Origin of the sequence: Vibrio zhanjiangensis, assembly GCF_030161235.1 — a bacterium.
GTDB classification, from domain to species: Bacteria; Pseudomonadota; Gammaproteobacteria; order Enterobacterales; family Vibrionaceae; genus Vibrio; species Vibrio zhanjiangensis.
In genome coordinates this window covers 1-25,366 of the sequence record NZ_BSPW01000091.1, presented here as the reverse complement: position 1 = coordinate 25,366, position 25,366 = coordinate 1, and the positions used below count along the sequence as shown (strand labels likewise).

The following is a 25,366-nucleotide window of genomic DNA, read 5'->3' as shown; positions in this document are numbered from 1 at the left end:
GGATTTACAGATGTCGGAAAAGAAACATCGTTTGGTCACGCGTAGCGATTTTGACGGTTTGGTTTGTGCCGTTCTGCTTAAGCAACTTGGTCTGATTGACGATATAAAATTTGTTCACCCCAAAGACATGCAAGATGGTTTGGTTGACATAACTTCACTTGATATAGTGACTAATTTGCCATACGTAAAGCATGCTCATCTTGTTTTCGACCATCATTTATCTGAGACCATACGCAATCCAGGAGAGCGGCCCAATCATATTATTGATCCTAATGCCCCGTCTGCCGCTAGGGTAGTGTGGGAGCATTATGGTGGTGAAAAAGTCTTTCCTCAAGCTTGGTTAGGTATGATGGAAGCTGTTGATAAAGGGGATTCAGCTCAGTTTACTCGAGATGAAGTTTTGGACTCAACAGGATGGAATTTACTTAACTTTCTCATGGATGCTAGAACTGGCCTAGGACGCTTTAGAGATTTTAGGATTTCAAATTACAATTTGATGATGGATTTGATCGACTACTGCACCACGCACAGTATTGAAGAAATACTGGAGCATCCAGATGTTTCTGAACGTATCGAGCTTTACAAGGAGCACGAAAACTTATTTAAGCAGCAAATACAGCGGTGTGCGACGGTACACAAAAATCTCGTTGTGTTGGATCTGACTGGAGAAGATACAATTTATGCTGGAAACCGTTTTATGATTTACGCCTTGTATCCACAATGTAATATCTCGATTCATAAATTGTGGGGATTTCAGAAGCAAAACACGGTGTTTGCCACCGGAAAGTCAATTTTTGATAGAAGTTCCAAGACAAATGTTGGTGAGTTAATGTTGAAATATGGAGGAGGTGGGCATAAAGCAGCAGGCACCTGCCAGATCGAAAATGATCAAGCAGATCAGGTGCTCAAAGAACTTATCGATGCTATTACCTCTGATGGCTGAAAGTAAGACGTTATTGGATTTTATATCGTCGCTTACGGTTACTGATTGCCCCAAAAAAAGTTTTTAAATGCTGTTGAAAACTTTTCAAATGTGACATCACTTGTCGCATCGCTAACGGCTTTGGTCGTGGCGCTTAACGTGTTTGCTATGCCGTCCACTTGGTCACCAAAAGAGTGAGTAAATGCATCATTCAATTTAGCCAATGTTACAGTGTCCTTAACGGTGGTAATGGCGTCTGGAATATCAGTCACAGCAACACCAAGATCACAGATTGTATTAACTGGGCTTACACGTTGAATTGCACCTGGCGCTCGCTCCCTCAATACTGCAATAGAGCCCGCTGTAATGGCATAGCCAAGTTTATGGCGTTTGGATTTGCCGAAATCTTTATCTATGTGTGAACTGGAGTTTTTGACAAAAGAATCCGCTTTTTGGTTGAATTTGGAGCTCACTATTTCCTTCAGGTGAATATTGTTCAACTCTGGCTGATCCAGTATTGAGTTTTTGATTCCCGCAGTAACTTTATGAAGCCTCTTGGATTTCCAACCTTTTATTGGTTCATCGGAACTCGGTGTTTGAGACAAGGTTGTTTTTGACCCTATATTGGCATTACACGGTTACGTCCGAGCTGTTTCGCTTCGTAGAGAAGTTTGTCGACTCTTTCAATCAGCGATTCTGGCTTCTCACCGGGTTGAAGTTCTGCCACCCCAAAAGACGCTGTTATACTACCAACCGACTCTCCGGATCGTCTGTCTTTTACAGACAATTTTTCTATTGATCGGCGCAAACTATCTGCAAACTGGCGGGCGATTCTCAGCTGCTTGTTGGGGACGATTAAGGCAAATTCTTCACCGCCAAATCGGTAGGCATGGATACCATCTCTACCGCTAATCTGGAAACGTTTTGCGATCCCTTTCAGTACAGCATCACCGAATAAATGCCCATAATTGTCATTTAAACTTTTAAAATGATCAACGTCCGCCAATATAAGGCACATAGGCTGTTCAGCCTCACACAAGGCACTAATATCATTGTCGAATGAACGCCGATTGTAAAGGCTAGTGAGACCGTCAAATAGTGCATCTTGCTGAGCTTCGGCGAGTTTAGTTTTTAGTCTTTGAATCTCGCTTGATGCTGTTTCGAGTTGAGAATTTAAAAAGTTAGTTGAACTTCTGATTTCCTTTGATTCAGATATGAGCTGGCGAACCACTTTGGTAACATCCTCGATAGACATGGCTTGGTCTTCGAATTTTTCAAGATTTTCAAAACCTTGGTCTATTACTTTCGAAAAGTGAGAGGTGTCAGATAGTGTGTCTGTCATAGACGAGGCGACTTGATTGACCAACACTTCAACATTGGCCTTTAGCTCTTTCATATCCGTTTCTGAACGGCTTGCTACATAGTTATCGTAAAGCCATTTCCCTGCGGCTGGGGGACACAAGCCATAGTTACCTATGATGGATTCCAATTCTTGATTCATTTCTGGGATAGCGTTGTCCACATATGTGTACCACAAGGCGTAATTCGCAGGCGTTGCGGCAACATGGTTTTGCATCATAAGTGGGACAGCTTTTTTAAGGTTAGCGGTCGATTTTTTGAAATCGTCGTCTAGCATCTTTGTCCAGTATTCTTCTTTACCTATCCAATAGAATAAGATTAGCGGATCTCAGCACGCGTTGCTCAAGTTAATAGATAGAAAATCTGATGTTGCTTTTATATTAGTATGTTAGACATTCACTTTTTTGTGAGGGAACTATATCTGCAATTCAAGTTTTTTGACTTCGTTGCTGTTATCTAACCTATCTGCCCCGCGCAGCATTGCTTTGATTAAATCACTGGCATTAAACTTTTCGAGCGCCTCATGTGCTCCTACTTGTTGTGCTCTATCGACACAAATTTCGCTCGATAGTGAGGTATGTAAAATAATATAAGCCTTGCTAAGGCTGTGATCACTTTGAGTTTCAAATGCGAGTTCATACCCATCGAGTCCAGGCATTTCTATGTCACTAACTAAAAGCTCAATAGGTTGGCCTTTGGCTGCCTCTTCTTTCATCAAGGCAAGGGCTTCAATACCATTGTTACAAATTTGATAACCAATGTTGATGCTGTCTAAAGCTTCTGAAAGTTGCTTTCTTGCAATGGCAGAGTCATCTACCAATAGTATCTTCAATACTTTCAACTTTTCCCTTTCTATGTCAGTGAGCATAGGTACAGCAGTGGATTCATATTGGGGGTAAATTTTAGAGAGTAGAAGCTCAACATCTAACATCTGGACAATTTTTTCTTCGAATCGAGTAATACCAGTAACGAATACATTCTTTCCTGTCGCTTTGGGAGAGGACTCGATAGTTTTCCAGTCACACTCTATAATTTTTTCAATTGAGCGGACCATAAAAGCGACAATGGTTCTCAAACAGTCGGTCACAATCAAATAGCATGAAGAGTATTCTTCTGGTTGAATAGGACGAAGACCAATGGCAGCTGGCATATTGATGACAGGAATGGTGTGATTACGAATGGTAACGGTACCAACAACATGGTGGTGTGAATACGGAATTTGAGTCGTGGGTTGATACGGTACGATTTCTCTGACTTTTAAGGTTCCAATAGCGAAAAGTTGCTGGTTTTGCGTCAGCGTAAACATCAACATTCCTTGTGATTGGTTAGCTTTACTGATGGTCTTTGACATGTTTCGAATTACTCGCGTTCTATAGTGTATTTATGGAGATGGTAGCTTATTTATAAGTCATATCAATGCAACTTGAAACAATTAGCTGATAAATTGATTTTTTGGTTGAATTTTAACCAATTATTATGGTGTTTTCACTCTATTTCGCTACAATGCTCAGCTACCCATTCTGCTGATGTGAGTGAGAGCAACATATGGCAAATACCGCCGCAGCTTTACACATTTTGGTAAAGCACAAAGAGCAAGCTGAAGAGATCATAAAGCAGCTTAAGAAGGGAGCAAAATTCCAAACCCTCGCCAAGAAATATTCAACCTGCCCTTCAGGAAAAAAGGGTGGGGATTTAGGTGAGTTTCGTAAAGGTCAGATGGTGCCACAATTTGACAAAATTTGCTTTCAGGGAGAGATGCTTGTACCGCATTTGGTGAAAACCAAGTTTGGATGGCATGTAGTGAAGGTTTTGTATCGAACTTAGCTTTGTTACTAAATAGAAAGATTGTTAGGTATATCATCTCATTAAATGAAAAAGCTCATCTATTTAGAGATGAGCTTTTAATTTAGAGGGTTTTATATCTTATTGGCAATGCGCGTCGCCAACATTTACCCAAACATCTGATGAAGAACTTGGTTCATTACCTTGTGTCCACCATTTAGCTTCCCAGCGCGAACCGTTATGGTCAACTTGGTCACCACCGTTGTAAACCGCAGCAGATGTCCAAGGAAGTTCGACTTCAGAGTCTAAATTCCAAGCAGAAGCCGTAGGTGTTGGTTCTTCTGTGTTCCACCATTTTGCTGTATACACCAAGCCGTTGTGGCTGACTGTTTCGGTTGTATAGACTTGACCTCTCACCCAAGCCGGAACATTGCTAGCCTCTGGGTCCGTTGTTGAGCATGATCCGCCTGTCCCACCATCTTCTTTCGCTTTAACCAAGATAGTAAGGCTTTTTGTATCTGTTGCTGAACCGTCTGAAACGGTTACAGATACAGTGATATTGGTATCTTGAGTAAACTCAGGCGCAATAAAGCTTGCTGAACTTCCATTCGCATTGAGGGTTACATCGGCAGATGACCAAGAGTAAGTTAGGCTATCACCGTCAGGATCTGAACTACCCGAAGCATCTAGAGTGACTCGTTCACCAGCATCAGCTTCTACAGGGCCGGTAATGACTGCTTCAGGCGGTCTATTTTCCGGCTCAGTAGTAAACTGAGTCGTCACCTTCATAGTATCATATGCAGATACACCATCTTGATCAGTTACCGTGAGTTTGAAACTGTATACATTATTTGAACCATCATCTCCAATCGTGATCGTTGCTACTGCACTGTTGGCATTGTTAATTGCGATTGTAGGCCCAGCGATTTGTTCCCAAAGATACGATACTTCACCCTCTGCATCATGAGATCGTGAGCCATCCAAATTGACCACACCAGCTTCAGTTACCAATTTATCTTCACCGGCATCAGCTACAGGTGGGCGATTTACACCTTCTCCGCCATTAAGAAGTCCATTTTGCATAGCGTTTAGAATATCACCATTGTCCCCATCTATTTCCCATGAGAACAAGCCTGCAAATCCATGTGAACGAGCATAAGCTGCTTTTGCTTCCACAGATTGTGCATTGTCGTAGGTGATCAGTTCACCAGTGGACTCTTTGTAAATGTATGGAGCCTGAGCTTGTTGGTCGTAGTGGTATTCTACACCTGGTTGGCCCAAGTAGTCGGTAACAATATCCTTATAGTCAATAACACCCTTTTCCCAACTGCCGTCAATTGTTTCAACAGCATCGCCTGACATAACACCAGAACCTGTCATTGGATTTTGAGGGTCGGTCATGCTGTCTCGGGTGACACCTTTCCAACCACGTCCATACATGGCCGCGCCTAAAACAAGTTTGCTTGGTGAAACACCTTGCTCAAGTAATTGAGTTGCTGCATTGTGCGTTGTGTACTCTGGACCTCCATCAGGATCTTCAGTTCCATCACATTGTCCTTGTGAAATATGAGAACCACACTCAAGAGCGGCTTGATGGCCTAGATTAGTACTCCATGCACCATAAAAGTCGTATGACATGACGAAGATGTAATCCATGTATTGTTGAGCATCTGAATAATCAACATCTTCAATTTTGTCCCAACCAGCTCCGATAGCAGAAGTGAGTTCATAAGTCTTTCCAGTCTCAGCGGATAACTGATCCAGCATATTGCGCAGTTCTTTCATTAGGTCTACGTATGCTTGACCATCCAGATCTGGATTACCCAACTCTGTGTTGGCGCCGTCTCCGCCGGGAAATTCCCAGTCAATATCGACACCATCATAGAACTTCCAGGTGAGTAGAAACTCTTTAACAGAAGCGACGAAAGTGTCGCGGTTTGCTTTGTTAGTGAATCCGTAGAATGGGTCAGATAGCGTCCATCCTCCGATAGAAGGCAAAATTTTAAGTTCAGGATAACGCTGCTTAAGAGCCATCATCTGACCGTAGGTACCTTTAATTGAGGAATTGGCGGTACCAGGCAAGCTTGAGCCGAAAGCTCCCCATTGATCGTGTACAACAACTTCATAATCTTTAGAATCACCACAAGCTAGCTTTAGTGCTGTTTGAGCATCGTTATCAGTAAGTGAAGCATTTGGGCCACACATAGGGATAAAACCATAGATGATGTGCGTAAGGTTTTCGGCTGGAATGTTATCTACGCTGAACTTACGGTCATATTGACTCCACTCAACAAAGTAGCTACCCACAACCGTGCCGTCAGGTTGAGGTGGGAAAGACTGATTGTTGCTATCAACATTCATCGTCAGTGGAGCCATTCCTGCACCATCTGTGTCAGTCACAGTAATTTTATGCACATCTGAAGAAGAGCAATCCCCACTCGCATCGCAAACATTGACGGTCATATCGTATTGACCTGCTTTATCAATTTGCACTTCTGTTGCACCGGAGAACGCTTGGTTTTGAGGTCCATTGATCGCTTCAGTGAAGACAACTTTATCCCCTAGTTTAACTTGCCACTTTGTCGCTGGGGTACCACTGTTGTACCAGATATCCCACTTTACAGGGAATGAAACACTGTCGCGTCTGATCACGGCCTTTTTGTATGATTGTCTACCTGCCTCGCCATTTATTTCTACAAAAGACTGGTTTTTCACATTGGTCATGTCGTAACTTAGTTGGGGCTTAGACGGTGCTGCTTGTACAGTTAAGCACGCGGTACCTAGACCAAGAGCGATTAGTGTTGATAATTGAGTCCTGCGCCAATTGCGCTGACATTTAGATTGAGTATCCATAACTTCTTCCTTTTCAAACCTATCTTATGAGTTGGTGACAGATAAACGCATAGCGATATTTCGGATTGAAAATTATCTTTTATATTCATTTTTTAGACGTAATAAAATCCTATTTTAGATGAGTTTTACCTTTTAGTATTTTTTAGAACTTTCAGATATAGACTAAATAAGGGGTTTGTTGTTTTTGTCAAAAACGGCAATAACTATTTGACGAAACAAGTGATTAATAAGAAATATTCTATGTCTTAGAACTATTTTTTTTGTTTATGGTTTGTGTGTTCTTTGGCAAGTGTAGGAGCCATAAATGATAGTCTATAGTTAAGTCATAACCGTACCAATCTCTGGTTAATGATACTAGTTGGGTTAAAATGCGACGATTTTTTCTTCTAAGTATATTGTTTTTTTTACCCATATCTTGGGCAACGCCGCCTGATGTCATCAAGCTTACCAATGGAGAGTGGCCTCCATATTTGTCCAAATCTCTTCCTAATGGTGGTCCTTCGTCTCAAGTCATTGCTGAGTCATTTCGGCTTCAAGGTATTGAAGTGGTATGGGGGTGGTACCCTTGGGCACGATCATATTTGCTGGCTCAGGAGGGCAAGTTTGATGGGACTGTGATTTGGTCTGCCAATGACGAGCGCAAGGCATCATTCTTTTACACGGTACCAGTACTCGAAGAAAAGCGTGTATTGTTCCATCTTGTGAGTCGGCATATTGAGTGGACAAGCATGCAGGACCTAAGCCAGTACGAGATAGGTGCGACAGTGGGTTATCAGTATTCCCAAGAATTTCAGCAAGCTGAAGCACAAGGCATTATCAAAGTTCGCCGAATTGCTGAAGAAGGTAACAACTTCAAAAAGTTGATCGCAAATCGTGTCGATCTTGTTATCGCAACTCATCGAGTGGGTTATGCACTGATAGCGTCTGAACTTTCCGAAGATGAAGCTAAATTAATCACACATAACCCAGATTATGTTGATGCTCAGCAATGGAGTGTATTGATCTCTAAGAATTGTGAATACGGTGAATATTTCGTTGAACAGTTTAATATCGGTTTTTCTAAGCTAGTAGAATCTGGAAGGTATGACGAAATAATGAATGACTAGTGTCGGGTATTTATTTTATTTCGATGAGTTTACCTATTGTGAAATTTAATTCACCCAGATTATTGGTCTTGGGTGAATTATTTTCTTTGGTTAAGAGAGATACAGTTTTAATTTCTCTACAAGAAAATTTATATCGCTCTCAGATACGTCTTTATGAGTCACAAACCTGATGGGGTTACCGGGGCTGATAATAATGCCATCATTACTCAGCTTTTTGGCTATGCCGTGAATGTCGATTTGGGCATCAAGTTTGGCAAAAACGATATTGGTTTGTACAAAGTCTGGATTGATATGAACACCAGGCAGTTCGCTGAGTTTGATGGCGAGTAGCTTGGCGTTGGCGTGATCCGTTTCTAGTTGGGTAACTTGCTCGGTAAGGGCGAGTTTACCAGCAGCTGCGAGAATTCCGGCCTGCCTCATTCCTCCTCCTACCATCTTACGTAAGCGGCGCGCTTTGGTAATAAAGTCCTTGCTGCCCATAAGAATTGAACCAATGGGTGCGCAAAGTCCTTTTGACAAACATACGGTCATAGAGTCAAAATGCTTCGCTATTTCTTTGATATCAACATCGAGCGCGACCGCTGCATTGTAGGCTCTTGCACCATCTAGATGCAGCGAAAGCTTATTTTCGTCACAAAATTCACGTGCTTTAGCGAGATAGGTGAGTGGTAACACCTTGCCATTGATGGTGTTTTCAAGACTGAGTAAACGTGTCCGAGCGAAATGACTATCATCTGGTTTGATAGCAGCGGCTAGTTTGCCAAAATCAAGCGTACCATCGGGATTATTTTCAATGGGTTGCGGTTGAATTGAGCCCAATACAGCAGCACCACCTGCCTCATATTTGTAGTTGTGAGCCTGCTGACCGCACAAATATTCATCTCCGCGTTCGCAGTGGGCCATGAGTCCAAGTAAGTTAGCTTGTGTTCCTGATGTTGTAAACAAGGCTGATTCAAATCCATGCCGCTCAGCTGCCCATGTTTCTAATTCGTTAACCGTAGGGTCATCCCCATAGACATCATCACCAACTGGAGCATTAGCCATGGCTTGTCGCATTGTTTGAGTCGGTTGGGTAACGGTATCCGAACGGAAGTCCATGCATGTTCTCCTATATATATCCACATAATTTCGCTTTGCTCAGGCACGCGATAGTTTTAGCGTCGGTAATGTCACCGTCAATAATCTTTTGCTCTATTTCTGAATAAGGAAAACAAACGACCTCTATCACTTCGTCATCATCGCACATAAGCTGATGAGTTTGTGACAACCCTGTGGCAATGAATAGATGTTGAATTTCATCACAAAAGCCTGCCAAAGGTGTCACTTCTCCCAGAGATATCATAGTTTCTGCATGGTATCCAGTTTCTTCTGCTAGTTCTCTTACTGCACAAAGCTCGACTGGCTCGTTGTTCTCAATGGTCCCAGCTGGTAGCTCTAGCAGCCATTTTTTTAGTGATGGCCGATATTGATGCACCATGACAATATAGCCATTGGAAAGAATTGGTAGTATGACTGCAGCGCCTGGATGAGAGATCGTTGTGTGGGTAATGACAGTACCGTTGGGTAGCGTGGTCTTTAGCTCTTGGAGGGAAATGCCTTTCCAAGTGTGGAGAATTTTCAAAGCAGAGTCCATATTAATTTATAAGTTAGTCACTATTTAAGATGTGATAATAAAATCCAACATCTGATTAAAAAAAGGTTATTCGACATTATGTCTCAAACCTTAGACACTGTTACAGTGATTTGCGTCTCAATTTTGAAATCATAGTTTTCAAAGCGTTACGTAAAAATTGCTTCTGATATAAAGAGCGATCAAAACAAAAAAATCCACTTGTAACAGAGTTATAACATATGTATAAAGCTATGCAGATTGCACATGCTAGTTAATACTTAGGAGCACACTATGATTAGCCCTACTAGAGTGTCCCACTCACAAAAAGCTCTACTTTCTGAGCGTATTAACAAGCTTGCTCAAGCTCTATCTGATGGTGTTTATGAGCGTGAGGATACAATAAAAATGTGTCTGCTTGCTGCGCTCGCTGGCGAAAGCGTTTTTTTACTCGGTCCTCCTGGGATCGCTAAAAGCTTGATAGCGAAAAGATTAATCCAAGCATTTGATAATGCCTCTTATTTTGAATACTTAATGACACGCTTTTCAACCCCTGAAGAAGTGTTCGGACCACTTAGTATTCAAGAACTTAAGGACAATGGCCGTTATGTTCGTTTGACTGAAGGGTATTTGCCTACTGCCGAAGTGGTATTTCTTGATGAAATTTGGAAAGCGGGTCCTGCTATCTTAAATACCTTATTGACTGTGGTAAACGAGAAAACCTTTAAAAACGGCAGTGACATCGCTAAGGTCCCTATGCGCTTGCTCGTATCAGCATCGAATGAATTACCAGATGAAGACAGTGGCCTAGAAGCTTTGTACGACCGGATGTTAGTACGTATTTTTGTTAATAGGATTCAGAATAAGCAAAATTTCAAATCAATGTTGATGGTGGGAACCAAACAGGAAGCCGTCATACCTGAAGGGTTAGCGATTACAGAGCAAGAATATCACCAATGGCAATCGGAACTCGAACAACTTGAATTGAGCGACACGACGTTCGAAAAGTTGTATAAGCTGAAGCAGATGCTAGAAGAATCGGCTACTCATGGTCATTTAGTTGATGAAACTGAAATGTACATCTCAGATAGACGTTGGAAAAAGTCAGCGAAATTGCTCAAAGCAAGTGCTTATTTTAATGGTCGTGATGAAGTCAATCCACTGGACTTATTACTGCTTCAAGATTGTTTATGGAACAGCCCAGAATCGCGAGAGACAGTCCAAAGCGTTATCAAGCAGTTTGCTCTCACTTATGCGTTTGATCAGCAAGATGTTGAGCAGCAGGTTATGTCATGTCGGGAAGAATTGGCCGAGGTTCAGGGTGAATTGGAGTCGGAGTTCGGAATGATATTGTCAACCGAGTCGACGGCGGGTATTCGAAAAAAACACATCCTCAGTTATAACATATCAGAGGCAAAACTTTATAAGGTAGGCAATGCTGCTGGCCTAGTTAAATTGGTCCTACTGCAAAGTAATCTATCGGTTTCTGAGTCTGAAAAAGGCGATAGTCGCTGGGTTTATGTACCTAAAGCTGAGCTAGAAAAAGCGATCAGAGAAGGGCATGGGGATGTGTATGGGTACGTCAATAAAAACACCAACTTGTGTCGAATCAGATTTGATGTTGATGCTGCCAATAACTTGGTGATTAAGGACATTGCGAATCGAGCAGTATTGGTATCTGTTGTGACCAAAAAGGGACTAGATGACACCTTATACCAAGCTTGGTTAACCAAGTCTGAACAGGCGTTAGAGAAACTAACCCAAGCTGAGCATCATTTACTTAAAGTTCGTTCAGACTTTCACGGGGCGTTACCGCATAGTTTTGTCGACCAAGATTTACCTAGAGCGATGGAAGCCAGCCTTCAAACCATTCAGCAAACACTTGAAGCGACAAAAACTGAGTGTGAACGCACTGTGATGCGCTTTAGACAACTGAATCAGTTTTTCTCATGATAGGTGCAGAATATGTTGGGAGCTGATGGCCTAAATTTAGTTTTGATGATTGCAGACTCTGGAATTATTGATTCTGCCGTAAACGACTTATTGGCTCGCTCTCAGGTGATGACATTAACAGAAAGTAGGGGAATGAGAGTTAAAGTCAAAAATCACCTTCTCAAATGGCGAGGCAGTGTTAAAAAGCGCATCACTAATGTGTGTGAAACGGAAAGATTTCAGCAGGAGCTTGCGTTATACCAGGAGGTTATTTATTGGGATGAAAAAACGTTTTTCGAACGAATTCCAGACGTGATAAAACAGCTTGAATGGCACTCCGCTTTTTATCTCAAAGCCCGTCGATTAATTGATAAGAACAAGGGACTCTATAATCCCATGTTTCCTCATTACTTTTGCGATCAATGGTACCAAAGTTTGTCCGATGCAATCCGTCAAGCTCAGGTATCTGAACTGGAAGCAAGTAAAGAAAAGCTCCTTCAAGATCTTTATCAACGCATGGAAACCATGAAAAACATGAGTGGGGTGACAGAAGAAGGTGACGAGAATAGCCTTGGTCGGTTATGGGATATGGCCGCTGCCAAATTGAGTAGAACCGACTTATCAGCCATGAAACGTCATGCGGAATTTTTGAAGAAAAACCAAGGTTTACAAGATATTGCTGAGCAACTAGGTCGTATGGCGAGTGAGGTTAACGATCCTGATCTCAATCAAGCGCCTACAGAAGACATTCAGATGGTCGAAGAAAAATCGGATGAAGCGACCGATGATATTGTTGGTATCCATGAAAGTGACGATCTCAACAAGCTTCTGCCTAATGAAGCTTTGTTCTTGGCTTATCCTGAGTTGGAAGTTGTATTCTATAAGCACCTGATAGACAAGCGGTTGATGAATTATCGAATGCAAGGCAAATCACGCACTTTACGCAAAGTCAAAGCCCACCGACCTGATAACATGCAAGCCGATGTGGAAAAAGGCCCATTTATCGTATGTGTTGACTCTTCTGGCTCTATGAGTGGTTTTCCAGAGCTGTGTGCTAAGGCAATGGCTTATGCTTTGATGCAGATTGCGCTGGCTGAGGACCGAGATTGCTTTGTGATTTTATTCTCCACTGAGCAGATCACGTATCAATTAACTCGCCAAGATGGTCTAAGAGAGGCTAGTGATTTTTTGACTTACAGTTTTCATGGAGGCACGGATCTTGAGCCCGTACTGATGAAGTCCATCGACTTAATGAGTAGTGAAAGATATAAAAATGCTGATATGGTTGTTATTTCAGACTTTATCGCTCCCAAGCAATCTGAACTATTGCAACAACAAGTTGAGCGATTAAAGAAAAATCACAATCGGTTTCATGCCATTAGTCTATCCAAATACGGTAATCCAGCATTAATGTCATTGTTTGATCATTGCTGGGCTTACCACCCTAATTGGGTTGGCCGTGTGATGAAAAAGTGGTGATCAATAGTACCTGCTTTACATCCACATCTTATCTAAGCGGTAAGTGGACTTTCGCTGGATGGGTTGTGTTTACTCCGTCCTCGTAGCAAGCCGAAGATGGCCAGTATTGACATTAAAAGCATCAGAGCACCAAGGGGCATTTGGTTAGGAGAAGGTATTAGAGAGGCGAAAAGCGTCGCAAGGCCAGCCCCCAAATTTTGAATGCCGCCTAGCAAAGCACCGCCAGTACCCGCATGATATGGGAAAGGAGAAAGGGCGCCGGTTGTTGCAGCCGGAAATAAAATACCCGATCCGAGAAAGTAGATAGTTGCGCCGCCAACAAGGGTCAAAGTATCCGTTAATCCGAGTATTCCAGGAACAAGTATGATCAAAGAGCCAACCACAATCGCAATCAGTCCGATTTGCAATGCGGATTTCTCATTTTTCTTACTGGCGATCACACCAGATATGGCTGCACCGATGAGATAACCTGGGATGGGTATGACAAATAACATGCTCACATAGGTTGCACTGAGCTTAAGCACGCCACCAAGAAGGACGCCTGCCGCCGCTTCAAAAATGGCAACACCAGAAAAAGTCGCGACAAGGCAGAGTAGATAACCTTGAAACTTTCTGTTGGATAATACGTAACGATAACTGTGTAAAACCGCTTCATTCCGACGCTTAGATGGTGGCAGTGTTTCATCAAACCGAGTCAATATAGCAACCAGCACCACGATACTAAATAAAGACAAAAACCAGTAGCTTGAACGCCATCCAAAACTTTCTGTCAAATAACCTCCGAGCACGGGAGCTAACAGCGGAGAAAAAATGATGCACATGCTGATTAAGCTGTTAACTCTGTGAAGGTCAGTACCAGAAAACACATCTCGTGAAAGTGTTCGGCACATTGCGCCCCCACTTCCAATGCCAAGTCCTTGAATAAAGCTACCCGTGAGAAAAAGTTCAAAACTATCAGCAAATAAAGCGATTAAGCTACCAAGTATGTAGATACAAAGACCGATTATTATAATTGGCTTACGACCTAAGCGATCAGAAAGAGGGCCATATACAAATTGTGAAAGGCCATAGGGGATAAGATAGCAGGCCATGACAGCTTGTAGCGTTGAAGGAGAGGTAAGAAATTCATTTGCCATATAGCCAATTGATGGTACGTACATTGTTTGTGTCATCTGACCAACTGCCGCCAGCAGAGCGATGAAAAATGTCAATTTAATAACTTTATATGATGCGTGCATTTCAATTAACAACAAGCTTATAAGTAAATGATATAAATACAATTTATACAGTAATGCTCGATAAAATATGAACCTCTGAGCATTGTTGGCATGGATGTTAGAGATGAGCTGGTGATTTTGCAAACAGAATTGTGATTTTGAGCAAGATAAAATTCTATCGGTTAGATTAGAAAATCTAATCGAAATACTGACCTGTTGTTAAATGTGTGTATTATGCGATTTCAAGGTTGTTCAGGCATTTTCTACACAAGCATAAATCGTTAGATACATTGCTAGGGTGAATGCGTTCCTCAACTGAGAAACACCAACATGACTCTTTGCCTTGACTGATATCACAGGTTGCAGGCTCATGACAAGCTGGGCAAAGGTGGTCACAGAGATGGCCGGCTACTGTATTGATGATCTCTTCTCTCTTCAAGTCCGAAAATTCTTTCCAATTTACAATTTCATCTATGGTTCTATGACAACCATTACAGATACCGCCATTGTTTTTGCATGCCGCAATACAGGGTGTTTTCACATTTATTTCCAAGCTTAGGAGGTACAATAGATTTCATTGCGATCCTATACCTTGTGAATAAAACTGCAATCATTATTGGAGATTTATAATATAAAGGGCCAAATAAATATTTCTTGAGTCTAAGTAAGAAAGCGCGAGGTTTCTTTTTGTTTGTATGATGGAATAGGTCCATTAAAGAGTGACACTTTGTCTCTGCCATTGTGTTTGGATTGGTAGAGAGCAAGGTCAGCACGTTTGACCCAATTTTCTGTGCTTTCTGTGGCAAGAAACTCAGCAATCCCAGAACTGATGGTTACCGTTGCACCTTCAGGATACTCGCTTTGTCTAACATTCTGGCTGATGTACATCATGGCATTTTTTGCTTCAACTTGATCTTTATTTGGAAAGAGCAATAAAAATTCATCGCCACCTAATCTAAACAGAAGATCCGATTCGTCCATATGACGATATAAAATACCGACGACTTGTTTAATGACTTTATCGCCTACATCATGTCCGTACTGATCATTGATGTTTTTGAACTTGTCGATATCGATGACGGCAACGGATGACGTTGAATAGGAAGTCGTTACGTGATCGAGATAGTTTTGAAGTTCATGTCTGTTGAGAGCGCCAGTCATACTATCCCGCTCTGAAAGGTAACGAAGCTCTTTCTGCAGCCGTTTTATGGCTTGAACAATCACATGAGCGATGACGGCCGTTGCAAGCAATGAAAAAGCATATCGGGAAGTAGACGCTATATGTTGATGCGGAAACGCCGCTAGCGTGCAGCCAACCAAAAGGGTGACGTTAGCACTTAGTGCGAGTTTTGATGGTAACAAGAACACCACGCTTATTATGATAGGGAAGACCCAGTACGTAGCCAGAGTGCCAAAAATGTGAATGGCCAATATAATTGAGCTGACGAGTAGAATGAGAGGGAGGGTATGACCAAAGAAACCTTTGCGCTTATACACAATCGCGGTGACATCGAGAAGTAGAGTGATTTCAAACGTGAGCAGCAGAGCGCCCAGCATGGTTTCACCAATCAGAATATTGTTGATCCCAATTGGCACAAAAAATATCAAGGTTGTGGCGGCAACAAACTTCAGTACTTGCTTTTGTCTTCGAATGTCGAGAATAGCGTCGGTATGCTCAGACTGAGGCCTGTGATTTTTATCCATAAAATCCTTAGAGTGAACGTTTCACCTTGTATAAAACGTAACCCTAAAGTGGGACTAAATCAATTTTGCCAGCCGGAGTCATTCAGGCGTTGTGATACTTCCTATCTCTAAAACGGGGGCAACATCGATATCTTCAGCATTCATCATCGACGAGATTCGTTGTACCGACGATAAGAGTAGAGACTGCTCCCACTCTTCAAGTTTTTGAAACTTATTGATAAAGTTTTGTTGAAGTGGCATTGGTGCCTTTTCTAACACCATTTTCCCTTTGTCAGTCAAATGCGCGTGGACTTTACGCTTATCTTGTTCGCTGCGAACACGTTTGACGAGTTCGTGACGTTCAAGACGGTCTAGTATTGTCGTCGCTGTTGCTTGACTCATATTGGTATGGTTTGAAAGCTGGCGAATAGTGACTTCACCAAGCTCTCTAATGGAGCGCATTAAAATCAATTGTGGTCCGGTTAAACCAGACTCTTTACTCAGTCTTTTCGAGTGCAGATCGATAGCGCGGATTATCTGTCGTATCGATATAAGAACCTCTTCGTGCTTTTCCAATGTTGTTCCTTCTGTTAGTAGCGCTATGGAGGCGAAAAAATACCTCAAATTTCTCATGAAATGAAGCCTATCACATCATAAATACCAAATTAGCCTAATGTTGAGTGCGTAAAGTAGCGATTATGAAACTATATTTATTTTAAACACAAATATGACGAGGTCAAATGTTTAGAAGTCAAAATTAAAATCAACTGCCAGCTTTTTCTTTCTGGCCAAAATGTCTACTAAATAAGTGTTTATTGTCTAATTTTTGGACGGTCAAGGGTAAAATACTGGAATGATTTGTCTCAATAAGTACAATGTAGGCGATTCGACTAAGTCTTGATATAGGAAAAATTGTTTTCACGGCTAATGATTTTTCTATCTGAAGGTTTAGTCAGGGAAGAAAACCAACCATAGAGAGGAATGATGACTAAAGGTATAGATAAGTACAGTATTGACAGTACCGACTACACCGTCGGACAAGATAACGTCCAAAAATGGGGTTTTGATGTTCATAATCCTGTATTTGGCGTGAGTGCAGGTCTTATTGGCTTGTTTCTAGTCATGACAGCCTTAATGGACGCAGAATCGGCAAAAGCGCTTCTCGACGGAATTAAGTGGAAGATTATCGGTAGTTTTGACTGGCTGTTTATATGGTCAGGCAATATATTCGTTTTGTTTTGTATTGCTCTGATTGTGACGCCATTTGGCAAAATCCGTCTTGGAGGGCAAGATGCGACAGCCGATTACTCCTATCTTTCATGGCTGTCCATGCTGTTTGCCGCTGGTATGGGAATCGGCTTGATGTTTTGGAGTGTTGCTGAGCCTGTCGCCTATTTTACCGGTTGGTATAAAACGCCACTTGGTGTTGAACCCAATACAGCAGAAGCGGCCAAGCTTGCTATGGGGGCGACCATGTATCACTGGGGGCTTCATCCTTGGGCAATTTATGGTGTCGTGGCATTATCATTGGCGTTTTTTGCCTACAACAAGGGACTTCCACTTTCCATTCGCTCAATTTTCTATCCAATACTAGGTGATAGAGCTTGGGGCTGGGCTGGTCATGTTGTCGATATTCTAGCGGTTCTCGCGACGCTATTTGGCTTGGCTACATCCCTTGGTTTAGGGGCTCAGCAAGCGGCCAGTGGTATTCATCATGTGTTTGGTCTTGAGGCAAACATGGGGCTGCAAATCGCCGTGATCACCATAGTCACTTTGCTCGCGGTTGTGTCTGTCGTGCGTGGTATTGATGGCGGCGTCAAAGTCATCAGTAATATCAACATGATAGTAGCTTTTTTGTTGCTTATTATGGTTGCCTTAATTGGTTATGCTGTCGCATTTGGCAATATTGGCACAACCCTTATGGCTTACATTGAAAATATTATTCCACTCAGTAATCCTCATGGTCGTGAAGACGAAGCATGGTTCCAAGGTTGGACAGTATTCTACTGGGCTTGGTGGATTTCATGGTCACCATTTGTCGGTATGTTTATCGCACGCGTATCTAAAGGTAGAACGGTGAGAGAATTTATGACAGCAGTGCTGATTGTACCTTCGATTGTTACGCTACTTTGGATGTCTGTATTTGGTGGTATGGCGATTGATCAGGTAGTGAACAATATTGGTGAGCTGGGAGCAAATGGCCTCACGGATGTTTCTTTAGCTATGTTCCAAATGTTTGATGTTTTGCCTCTCGGTACTGTGTTATCCGTGATTGCAGTGATTTTGGTGTTGGTATTCTTTATCACTTCGTCCGATTCCGGCTCTTTAGTGATTGATAGTATCACCGCGGGTGGTAAAGTCGATGCGCCAGTCCTTCAACGAATTTTTTGGGCGTTTATGGAAGGTGCCATTGCTGTTGCCTTGCTTTGGATTGGCGGAACAGAAGCCATTCAGGGCCTACAAGCGGGCGCAATATCAACGGCGTTACCCTTTACGTTTGTGTTGCTACTTATGTGTGTGAGCTTAGTAATGGGCATGCGCACAGAGCAATATCAGCGTTAAATACGGATCTGCTAAATCTAACAAAGGGCGACTCATCGCCCTTTTTTGATTTTCATCCAATGGCTACAATAATGAACGAAGCTAACATAAATACTGTATTTTCAATGCTATATCGATAATGCTAAAAAAAACTAAAACAGTATCGTCTTGTCTTTATCTTATTTCCCTGTATTTCTGCGTATTTCGTTTCACTCTTTATACCACTTATCAATAGACTCCACCGCAACTTATCGATATTAACTATTTTATTAAAGGTGGCTGTTAAATGAACATTCCAACGAAACGTCTTTCGCTAAAGCTTTTATGCTTAGCAAGCTTGCCTGTCATACTTATGGGTTGTGGTGGCAGTAGTAGTGAAACTTACCCAGCCAATACTGTGAAAGAGGAATCCCTTGGTGTGATAGACGCGAGACAAATTACACTAGGGGGTCTGATGGGTGGAGGCAGCACTTATACCGTGGTCGATTGGGGGGATGGAACGACTGAAGAAGTAAACGGTGGGGGTCAACGTAGCCACAGCTATGAGGGTAGCTATTCTGGTGATATTTCCCTGACAACACATTGCTATGCGCCATGTAATACAACGATTGATATTTCAGGAAATGTGACGATCGACACGTCAGGGTTGGCGAACACTTCGCCCTCAAGATTATCGGTGAGCGGAGTAACTGCATTTACTGGCTCTTTATCTAACCTACCCAGAAGCATCAATGACTTAGCTATTTCTGCTGAGTCATTGGAAGGTAATTTAGCGGACCTACCACCCAACCTTACGTCACTAATCTTAAGAAATGACGGCAATGAAAAGATATCAGGCAGTATTGCTTCTCTACCTAGCTCCATTGAGTTTTTAGAGCTCTATTCTACGGAGTATTTTATCGGTGAGCTTGCGGATCTGCCTTCGTCAGTTAAAAGTGTCCACCTTTCACGCAACACACTTAGTGGCAGGCTCTCTGAGCTCAACCGTTCGCTTGTGAGTGTATATATTTATAACGTTACCCTAAAGGAACAGGGCGATAATCTTTATGATTTACCGCCAAACCTTACTAGCTTAGGGTTAGACAAGTGGACAGTCACTGGGGATATTTCTGCACTGCCACGTACTCTAAAGCATCTTGACATCATAGACGGAAATGCAGTTTACGGCACAATATCTGAGTTGCCTGCGAGCTTAACGAGTCTTACCCTTGGCAATGGATTTAACCTTACTGGCGAGTATTCACAACTGCCTAGAAAGCTCACGTCTTTGTCATTGGGGCAAGATGTAATGGTAGGTGGACATATGGAAGATTTACCTAATACGCTAACATCATTTACTTGGTATGATGCTGTCTCTCCAACACAGCCGGTGACTAAGCTGCCTAATGGGTTGCGTTCGGTAAGGTTGTTTTCTAAGACTGAGACCTTCACCTCTGATAACGTTAACGCAGTTCTAAACGCATTAGACGTCAATGGATTATCTTCAGATAACACATACGGGGATTTAAGTGTGACTCTGGCTGGCGACAGTATGGAAGCTGCGACTGAGCAAGGTACAGTTGACTCCTTAACAAACAAAGGTTGGACTGTTGACGTCAAGAGATAAATAAGTACTTGCGAGTAACTGGTTACTTGGGGAAGTCTGGTTATATCCAGACTTCCCCAATTTTTGTCTTGCGGTGATAATGGTGGGCTATTTGAGCTTGCAGCAGTTCTGCGGTGGCCACTGCATCAGTCAGTGCATGGTGTGGTGTGTAATTGGGCAGTCCATAACGTGTTCTGCTTGCGCCAAGTCGAACTGATTCCGGCTTTTTACCCTGCAGTCGTTTGAAAAATCCACCATTGGTCTGTGCCTGATAAAGTGTTTCTAATTGCATAGTGTCGATGACAGGAAACCCAATACCTTCATTTATACGATCTTTAAGGGCTCGGTCGAAAAATTCTCTTTCTATTCGCTGATAATGTACAACCATGACTTTTCCTGCCATTTGTTCGAGAACTTGCTTATAGATGTCAATTAAATCGGGGGCATCGAGAATATCACTGTGAGTGATACCATGAATAATGACCGATTCTTCGGCCAGCTTTTGGCGAGGTTTTACGATCCAGTGTCGGGCTTGGTTGATAAAAATTCTATTTACATTAAATGGCACTGTACCGATAGTAATAATGTCATCTTGAGTAGAATCCAAACCAGTGGTTTCAAAGTCCATGGCTAAGAAAGTAATGTCTTCCAAAGGAACGCTTGGGTTGGGCAAACCAGTGCCGTAATAGGCTTTTAGTGCGGCATTTTGACTGCGCTGCTTATTCACATCAAATGTTTTTTGCCAGTTGAGGTAGGAGGTATTGAAGAACTTTTTAATCATCATGACCTACTTAAAGTTATTACTGGCTTGGTAACGGAATTTGAGAAAATTCTGCGCGTTACTTAAGATTTGGAAGGCATCTTTGAGGTTTCGGCGTTCAAAATCAGACAGATTCTCTGGTTCTATATTGTTATCGGGTTCTACGCCATTTTCGACATCAAACGCTTGGTGGCGAATTCGTACCATCGAAATGAACTCTAGCGCATCTCGCAGATCACGTGCTTTGCCTTTGGGCAAAATGCCGGCTTCATGAATATCGTCTAAGCGCTCGAACGAGTTGGTAGAGCGCGAACCGACGGCAAGAGCATGAACACGGATCAGATCCGCAAGCGGAGCTGTTCCTCTGCGTTTTAGGTTGATGGAGTTATTGTGTCGGCCGTCTTGCTCCATCACAAAAGCTTTAAAGAAACCAAGAGGCGGAGTGCGGTTCATGGCATTACGAGCCAGGCAGGCAAGAAAACGATTGTTTTTGCGCGCACGCCTGACAATAAAGCCATTGAGTTGCTCTGCCCATTTTAGCCGGCCGTAAACACCCACAAGATCAAAGAAAATCGAGGCATTGAGCAAGGCTTTAGGATTCGGGTCATCAATCCAATCCGAAAAACAGGCTTCCCATTCCGTGCGCGTCATGCGCCATACGGGATTGGTTGCCATAATATCGCCCGTACAATAGGTGTAGCCACATTGATCTAAGCCATCACAAATACGTTTTGCCAATTCAGCAAAGTATTGGCCATGTTTGTCATTGTCGTAGGTATTATCAAGAATGATGGCGTTATCTTGATCCGTAACCAGTATTTGTTCATCACGGCCCATAGAGCCAAGCGCAAGAAAGCAATATGGAACAGGCGGCTCACCAAGCTCTTCTTCGGCAAGCTCTATGATGCGTTGCTTAAAGCTTTTTCCTATCACAGACATTGCACTGCCAACCATATGTGAGTTGGCGTCTTCATTGACCAGCCGAACAAAACTGTCTTTGACTTGCTTAGCAAGTGAGGCAAGTTCTTCAATGGATTGCTGTTGGAAAATGCTGCTCACTAGCAGCAGTGAATTCTGTGATTCATAACGAACAATGTCCGTCGTTTCAATAATGCCAATAGGCTTTTTATCTTTTAAGACGGGTAGATGATGAACATTGTAGCGCAGCATGGTGAGCATGGCTTCGTAGACATAGGCGTTATGATCAAGAGATATCACCTCGGTTGTCATCACGTCAGACACGGGATCGCTTGGGTCTAGCCCTTCTGCCAATACGCGTGTGCATAAGTCTCTGTCGGTAATTATGCCGACAAGAGGAGACTGGTCTTCCTCGTTATCTTCGAGAATGTTTGGATCGATAATCAGTAATGACGATACATTCTCATCGGCCATTTTAATCGCCGCATTTTGGATCGTTTCGTCTTTTTCCAGAAATGGTGTTTCACCTTTTAATAAGGTGCGAACCTTCGAGGTCGTAAGATCGTTTTGCTCGTTGCTGCTTGAGACCGCTTGTCGAAGTCGAGCGGTATCTTCAACCTCGACAAAATCGGCAAAGGTTTCGTGGTTATCGTAGAGCTCCTGAAAGGCAGATTCAGGTATACAATACAGCAAGGTATCTTTGATGGCGGTGGCTGGGAAACGGACTTTATTATTGGTTAACAGCCCCATTTGACCAAATAGCGCGCCTTCATCGAGACGGTTATAAAGCTCACCTTTACGCCTGTAGATCTCTACCACACCGCTTCTAACCATATAGAGGTCGTGAATTTCGTCGCCAAAGTGAATAATGGGTGTTCCTTCACGAAAATAAGAAATCTCAACATGCTGGGTGACGAAGTCAAGTACGTCATCGTCTAGTTCGTCAAAGGGAGGGTGTTGGGACAAGAAGTTTTTTATGTCCAGTAATTCTGCTTCCATGAAGGTGCCTGATGTAACGATTCTATTTATTAATGTTACATGATCTTATGAGGGACTTCATGCTAGGTAACTAAAAACTCACATAAAAATTGTCTCTATGTTACTTGGTGAGATCTTCAATAATGGGGCAGCAGCTTCCTTCATCACCAGGACATGCATTGATCCATGCAGTGAGTTGTTGCTGTATTTCAGTGAGTTGGCTAATTTTTACTTCCACTTCATTAAGCTTTTGCTGAGCTTTTTGTTTAACTTCACGACTTGTGCGTCGAGGGTTTTGAGCCAGTTCAACAAATTCTTTGCATTCTTGCAGTGAAAAGCCAGCATTTTTGGCGCGAGACACCAAATTCAGTTCTTGAACGTGCTTATCGCCGTACTCTCGATAGCCAGAATCACTGCGATTCGGTGCGCTTATTACGCCTTTTTCCTCGTAAAGACGAATCGATTTACTCGACAAACCAGTGAGTTTTGATATGGCTCCTATATTCATGCCGACCCTCTTTGATACGTTACCTTTCGACTAGGGTTGAATATGACTCAAGCTTGCCGCTATCACAAGTCAATTGTGATAATTCTCTTTGACGGTTAACGGATTAAATTTATCTTGGAAATTAAATTTTAGCTTGTGTTGGATCAACGAAAATGGGTTTGTCTGTCTCTCTCGACTTAAAAAAAGTTGAATTATTAAAAAAATATTGAGTAAGATTATCGTACGTAAGGGAGACCTCACTCCCGCTTATGCTTAATAACAGGGTACAGCTTATGCCAAAATCGTTTGTTTTAGTGATTAATTCAGGAAGCTCTTCTCTAAAATTCGCTATTATTGATTCTGCTTCAGGCGAAGCGATTGTCTCCGGCTTAGGTGAGTGTTTTGGTTTGCCAGAAGCTGTCATTAGCTGGAAATACCAAGGGACTAAATCACAACAAGTGATTGAAATAAAAGACAACCATCATGAGTACACAATAGAAAAGGTGGTCGATCTGATCGAGTCATTAGCCTTGTCAAAACAATTGGTTGCAGTAGGGCACCGAATTGTCCACGGCGGTGAAAAGTTTACTTCTACGGTTCGCATTGATGATAAGGTACTGGCTGAAATTGACGCTTTGTCTTCCCTTGCTCCGCTGCACAATCCTGCCGGCGTGAAGGGAATTAAGGCAGCGTTAAATGCATTTCCTAGTTTGCCGCAATTTGCCGTTTTTGATACCGCGTTTCACCAGAGTATGCCAGATAAAGCCTTTACGTACGGCATTCCACAGCCGCTATACAAAGAGCATGGCATTCGCCGTTATGGTTTTCACGGTACTAGCCATTATTATGTCAGCCGTGAAGCGGCGAAAATGCTTGGTCAGACTGTTGAGAAGTCCAATATTATATCGGTGCATTTAGGCAATGGCGCTTCGGTGTGCGCCGTGAGTGCTGGCCGCTCTGTTGATACCTCTATGGGCTTTACGCCATTGGCTGGGCTTATGATGGGCACGCGCTGCGGAGATTTAGATTCAGGGATCATTGAATTTTTGATCAAAAAAGGCTGGAGCCAAGAAAGCGTGTTTGAAACCCTAAATAAGAAATCGGGTTTTCTCGGTGTTTCTGGGCTAACTTCAGATGCCAGAGGCATACTGGAAGCGATGGAAGGAGGGCATAAAGGCGCGAAACTGGCCTTTGATGTGTTTACCTATCGCGTTGCCAAATATATAGCCTCATATCTTGTCCCGCTCGATAAGCTGGATGCGATTGTCTTTACCGGCGGCATTGGTGAAAACGCGCAGCCAATACGCAGTGAAATCATTAAAAACCTTAAACTGCTTGGCTTTGTGGAAGACGCAGTAGCAAACCAAGCCGCTCGCTTTGGCCAATCTGGTATTATTGCCAAATCCGAGTTACTTGGCGCCGTGGTCATGGTGATCCCAACCAATGAAGAATACGTGATCGCCCAGCAATCGGTTGAGTTGCTTTAGTTGACGAAAAAATAGACAGTTAAAAGCGAGCGTTAGGCTCGCTTTTTTGCGTCTAGAACTTGGATAAACCATTGCGAAGGATATATGTGACGGAGAGATGAAAAACTCGATGCATATGGTTTAATTTTTTGTGGGTTATGGTAGGTTGGTTGTAATTTGGTCTGGCGTGAAGACGAGCTGGCATGTTATTAAAAATGTTATAACTTCTGGAGATGACATGCAAAGAGAGACACTAGTAAAGTATTTTTTCAGAAACGAGCACGTAGAGTCATTCTTTAAGTGGATCGAGTGGATGACTTTAACGGTAGTAATCTGCGTAGCATGGAGTTCCAGTAAATTTAACCTATTTATTGCTCCTTTTGCTCTGATTAGTGTTGCGTACGTATGGCGGAGGTTCTGTGAAATTAGTTGATAGTGCAGGTATAGCAGCACTGCTCACAGCGTATTTGTATTGCGTAAGTACAGCGTTTACCCATGGCTACTTTAATACTTTGGGCCTAGACAGCGATCTTCTTGATCGAAATTTTCATCAGATCATTTATTCAGGCTTGATACAAAGCTTAAACAGTTTTATATGGTTTACTTTAGTAGTTTTCATCTTAGTGACAATTTGTAGTGGTCAACAAATTCCGGACACAGATTTAAGCCGATTCTCGGCATCCACTGGC

General features: G+C 42.6%; 22 protein-coding genes. 9 read left to right on the top strand and 13 right to left on the bottom strand.

What is annotated here, in order from left to right; translation table 11 throughout:
• Positions 1–10: 10 nt before the first annotated feature.
• Positions 11–943 carry a DHH family phosphoesterase gene (locus QQK21_RS19715; RefSeq protein ID WP_284193879.1) on the top strand — a complete coding sequence of 311 codons (933 nt, stop codon included), beginning with the start codon at positions 11–13 and terminating at the stop codon, positions 941–943.
• 38 nt (positions 944–981) lie between these two features.
• Here QQK21_RS19715 and QQK21_RS19710 read toward each other — a convergent pair whose 3' ends face one another.
• The 3 genes from QQK21_RS19710 to QQK21_RS19700 all read right to left on the bottom strand — a co-directional run bounded on the left by QQK21_RS19710 (position 982) and on the right by QQK21_RS19700 (position 3,632).
• Positions 982–1,527 (bottom strand): hypothetical protein, encoded by a 546-nt coding sequence (locus QQK21_RS19710; protein WP_284193878.1) that lies wholly within the window; start codon positions 1,525–1,527, stop codon positions 982–984.
• 14 nt (positions 1,528–1,541) lie between these two features.
• Positions 1,542–2,558 carry a GGDEF domain-containing protein gene (locus QQK21_RS19705; RefSeq protein WP_284193877.1) on the bottom strand — a complete coding sequence of 339 codons (1,017 nt, stop codon included), beginning with the start codon at positions 2,556–2,558 and terminating at the stop codon, positions 1,542–1,544.
• Positions 2,559–2,696: 138 nt separating this feature from the next.
• A complete protein-coding gene (locus QQK21_RS19700; RefSeq protein ID WP_284193876.1) occupies positions 2,697–3,632 on the bottom strand; it encodes a chemotaxis protein in 936 nt (311 codons plus the stop codon).
• Positions 3,633–3,826: 194 nt separating this feature from the next.
• On the opposite strand from QQK21_RS19700, the gene QQK21_RS19695 reads away from it, so the two are divergent.
• Positions 3,827–4,105 carry a peptidylprolyl isomerase gene (locus QQK21_RS19695; RefSeq protein WP_284193875.1) on the top strand — a complete coding sequence of 93 codons (279 nt, stop codon included), beginning with the start codon at positions 3,827–3,829 and terminating at the stop codon, positions 4,103–4,105.
• Positions 4,106–4,204: 99 nt separating this feature from the next.
• Here the strand turns inward: QQK21_RS19695 and QQK21_RS19690 are convergent, their stop codons facing one another.
• Positions 4,205–6,916 (bottom strand): glycosyl hydrolase family 18 protein, encoded by a 2,712-nt coding sequence (locus QQK21_RS19690; RefSeq protein ID WP_284193874.1) that lies wholly within the window; start codon positions 6,914–6,916, stop codon positions 4,205–4,207.
• A gap of 368 nt (positions 6,917–7,284) precedes the next feature.
• Here QQK21_RS19690 and QQK21_RS19685 point away from each other — a divergent pair, with 368 nt between their 5' ends.
• Positions 7,285–8,022 carry a substrate-binding periplasmic protein gene (locus QQK21_RS19685; protein ID WP_284193873.1) on the top strand — a complete coding sequence of 246 codons (738 nt, stop codon included), beginning with the start codon at positions 7,285–7,287 and terminating at the stop codon, positions 8,020–8,022.
• 90 nt (positions 8,023–8,112) lie between these two features.
• Here the strand turns inward: QQK21_RS19685 and ltaE are convergent, their stop codons facing one another.
• A complete protein-coding gene (ltaE, locus tag QQK21_RS19680) occupies positions 8,113–9,120 on the bottom strand; it encodes a low-specificity L-threonine aldolase (protein WP_284193872.1) in 1,008 nt (335 codons plus the stop codon).
• A 10-nt stretch (positions 9,121–9,130) separates the two neighbouring features.
• Entirely contained in the window at positions 9,131–9,655 is a 525-nt protein-coding gene (locus QQK21_RS19675) for an NUDIX hydrolase (protein WP_284193871.1), read from the bottom strand.
• Positions 9,656–9,925: 270 nt separating this feature from the next.
• Between QQK21_RS19675 and QQK21_RS19670 the strand changes: the two genes are divergently transcribed.
• Both QQK21_RS19670 and viaA read left to right on the top strand, forming a co-directional pair.
• Positions 9,926–11,584, top strand: coding sequence for an ATPase RavA domain-containing protein (locus tag QQK21_RS19670; RefSeq protein WP_284193870.1), 1,659 nt, complete (start codon positions 9,926–9,928; stop codon positions 11,582–11,584).
• 12 nt (positions 11,585–11,596) lie between these two features.
• On the top strand, positions 11,597–13,042 hold the full coding sequence (viaA, locus tag QQK21_RS19665; protein WP_284193869.1) for an ATPase RavA stimulator ViaA: 1,446 nt from the start codon (positions 11,597–11,599) through the stop codon (positions 13,040–13,042).
• A gap of 32 nt (positions 13,043–13,074) precedes the next feature.
• Here the strand turns inward: viaA and emrD are convergent, their stop codons facing one another.
• From emrD to QQK21_RS19645, 4 genes are all read right to left on the bottom strand, one after another.
• Positions 13,075–14,280: a multidrug efflux MFS transporter EmrD gene (gene emrD / locus QQK21_RS19660; RefSeq protein WP_284193868.1), complete on the bottom strand. Its 1,206-nt coding sequence runs from the start codon at positions 14,278–14,280 to the stop codon at positions 13,075–13,077.
• Between the two features lie 211 nt (positions 14,281–14,491).
• Complete coding sequence (locus QQK21_RS19655; RefSeq protein WP_284193867.1) at positions 14,492–14,800, bottom strand: cysteine-rich CWC family protein; 309 nt, start codon at positions 14,798–14,800, stop codon at positions 14,492–14,494.
• 119 nt (positions 14,801–14,919) lie between these two features.
• Positions 14,920–15,963 carry a GGDEF domain-containing protein gene (locus QQK21_RS19650; protein WP_284193866.1) on the bottom strand — a complete coding sequence of 348 codons (1,044 nt, stop codon included), beginning with the start codon at positions 15,961–15,963 and terminating at the stop codon, positions 14,920–14,922.
• 78 nt (positions 15,964–16,041) lie between these two features.
• The gene (locus QQK21_RS19645; protein WP_284193865.1) at positions 16,042–16,518 is read right to left on the bottom strand and encodes a MarR family winged helix-turn-helix transcriptional regulator; all 477 of its coding nucleotides are present in this window, start codon (positions 16,516–16,518) and stop codon (positions 16,042–16,044) included.
• Positions 16,519–16,926: 408 nt separating this feature from the next.
• On the opposite strand from QQK21_RS19645, the gene QQK21_RS19640 reads away from it, so the two are divergent.
• A complete protein-coding gene (locus tag QQK21_RS19640; protein ID WP_284193911.1) occupies positions 16,927–18,504 on the top strand; it encodes a BCCT family transporter in 1,578 nt (525 codons plus the stop codon).
• Between the two features lie 265 nt (positions 18,505–18,769).
• A complete protein-coding gene (locus tag QQK21_RS19635) occupies positions 18,770–20,089 on the top strand; it encodes an FNIP repeat-containing protein (protein ID WP_284193864.1) in 1,320 nt (439 codons plus the stop codon).
• 40 nt (positions 20,090–20,129) lie between these two features.
• On the opposite strand, the gene QQK21_RS19630 is transcribed toward QQK21_RS19635, so the two are convergent.
• From QQK21_RS19630 to cueR, 3 genes are all read right to left on the bottom strand, one after another.
• Positions 20,130–20,849, bottom strand: coding sequence for a 3'-5' exonuclease (locus QQK21_RS19630; protein ID WP_284193910.1), 720 nt, complete (start codon positions 20,847–20,849; stop codon positions 20,130–20,132).
• A 6-nt stretch (positions 20,850–20,855) separates the two neighbouring features.
• On the bottom strand, positions 20,856–22,745 hold the full coding sequence (locus tag QQK21_RS19625) for a DUF294 nucleotidyltransferase-like domain-containing protein (protein ID WP_284193863.1): 1,890 nt from the start codon (positions 22,743–22,745) through the stop codon (positions 20,856–20,858).
• Between the two features lie 100 nt (positions 22,746–22,845).
• Positions 22,846–23,232 carry a Cu(I)-responsive transcriptional regulator gene (gene cueR, locus QQK21_RS19620; protein ID WP_284193862.1) on the bottom strand — a complete coding sequence of 129 codons (387 nt, stop codon included), beginning with the start codon at positions 23,230–23,232 and terminating at the stop codon, positions 22,846–22,848.
• A 272-nt stretch (positions 23,233–23,504) separates the two neighbouring features.
• Between cueR and QQK21_RS19615 the strand changes: the two genes are divergently transcribed.
• Both QQK21_RS19615 and QQK21_RS19610 read left to right on the top strand, forming a co-directional pair.
• A complete protein-coding gene (locus tag QQK21_RS19615; RefSeq protein ID WP_284193861.1) occupies positions 23,505–24,698 on the top strand; it encodes an acetate/propionate family kinase in 1,194 nt (397 codons plus the stop codon).
• Positions 24,699–25,096: 398 nt separating this feature from the next.
• On the top strand, positions 25,097–25,366 hold a 270-nt coding region (locus QQK21_RS19610; protein ID WP_284193860.1), incomplete at its 3' end, for a hypothetical protein.

Coding starts and splice junctions, on each gene's coding strand:
- QQK21_RS19715 (WP_284193879.1), top strand. CDS start 11: ATGTCGGAAAAGAAACATCGTTTGGTCACGCGTAGCGATTTTGACGGT.
- cueR (WP_284193862.1), bottom strand. CDS start 23,232: ATGAATATAGGAGCCATATCAAAACTCACTGGTTTGTCGAGTAAATCG.
- QQK21_RS19650 (WP_284193866.1), bottom strand. CDS start 15,963: ATGGATAAAAATCACAGGCCTCAGTCTGAGCATACCGACGCTATTCTC.
- QQK21_RS19630 (WP_284193910.1), bottom strand. CDS start 20,849: ATGATTAAAAAGTTCTTCAATACCTCCTACCTCAACTGGCAAAAAACA.
- QQK21_RS19685 (WP_284193873.1), top strand. CDS start 7,285: ATGCGACGATTTTTTCTTCTAAGTATATTGTTTTTTTTACCCATATCT.
- ltaE (WP_284193872.1), bottom strand. CDS start 9,120: ATGGACTTCCGTTCGGATACCGTTACCCAACCGACTCAAACAATGCGA.
- QQK21_RS19700 (WP_284193876.1), bottom strand. CDS start 3,632: ATGTCAAAGACCATCAGTAAAGCTAACCAATCACAAGGAATGTTGATG.
- emrD (WP_284193868.1), bottom strand. CDS start 14,280: ATGCACGCATCATATAAAGTTATTAAATTGACATTTTTCATCGCTCTG.
- QQK21_RS19690 (WP_284193874.1), bottom strand. CDS start 6,916: ATGGATACTCAATCTAAATGTCAGCGCAATTGGCGCAGGACTCAATTA.
- QQK21_RS19640 (WP_284193911.1), top strand. CDS start 16,927: ATGACTAAAGGTATAGATAAGTACAGTATTGACAGTACCGACTACACC.
- QQK21_RS19625 (WP_284193863.1), bottom strand. CDS start 22,745: ATGGAAGCAGAATTACTGGACATAAAAAACTTCTTGTCCCAACACCCT.
- viaA (WP_284193869.1), top strand. CDS start 11,597: ATGTTGGGAGCTGATGGCCTAAATTTAGTTTTGATGATTGCAGACTCT.
- QQK21_RS19615 (WP_284193861.1), top strand. CDS start 23,505: ATGCCAAAATCGTTTGTTTTAGTGATTAATTCAGGAAGCTCTTCTCTA.
- QQK21_RS19675 (WP_284193871.1), bottom strand. CDS start 9,655: ATGGACTCTGCTTTGAAAATTCTCCACACTTGGAAAGGCATTTCCCTC.
- QQK21_RS19670 (WP_284193870.1), top strand. CDS start 9,926: ATGATTAGCCCTACTAGAGTGTCCCACTCACAAAAAGCTCTACTTTCT.
- QQK21_RS19635 (WP_284193864.1), top strand. CDS start 18,770: ATGAACATTCCAACGAAACGTCTTTCGCTAAAGCTTTTATGCTTAGCA.
- QQK21_RS19705 (WP_284193877.1), bottom strand. CDS start 2,558: ATGCTAGACGACGATTTCAAAAAATCGACCGCTAACCTTAAAAAAGCT.
- QQK21_RS19695 (WP_284193875.1), top strand. CDS start 3,827: ATGGCAAATACCGCCGCAGCTTTACACATTTTGGTAAAGCACAAAGAG.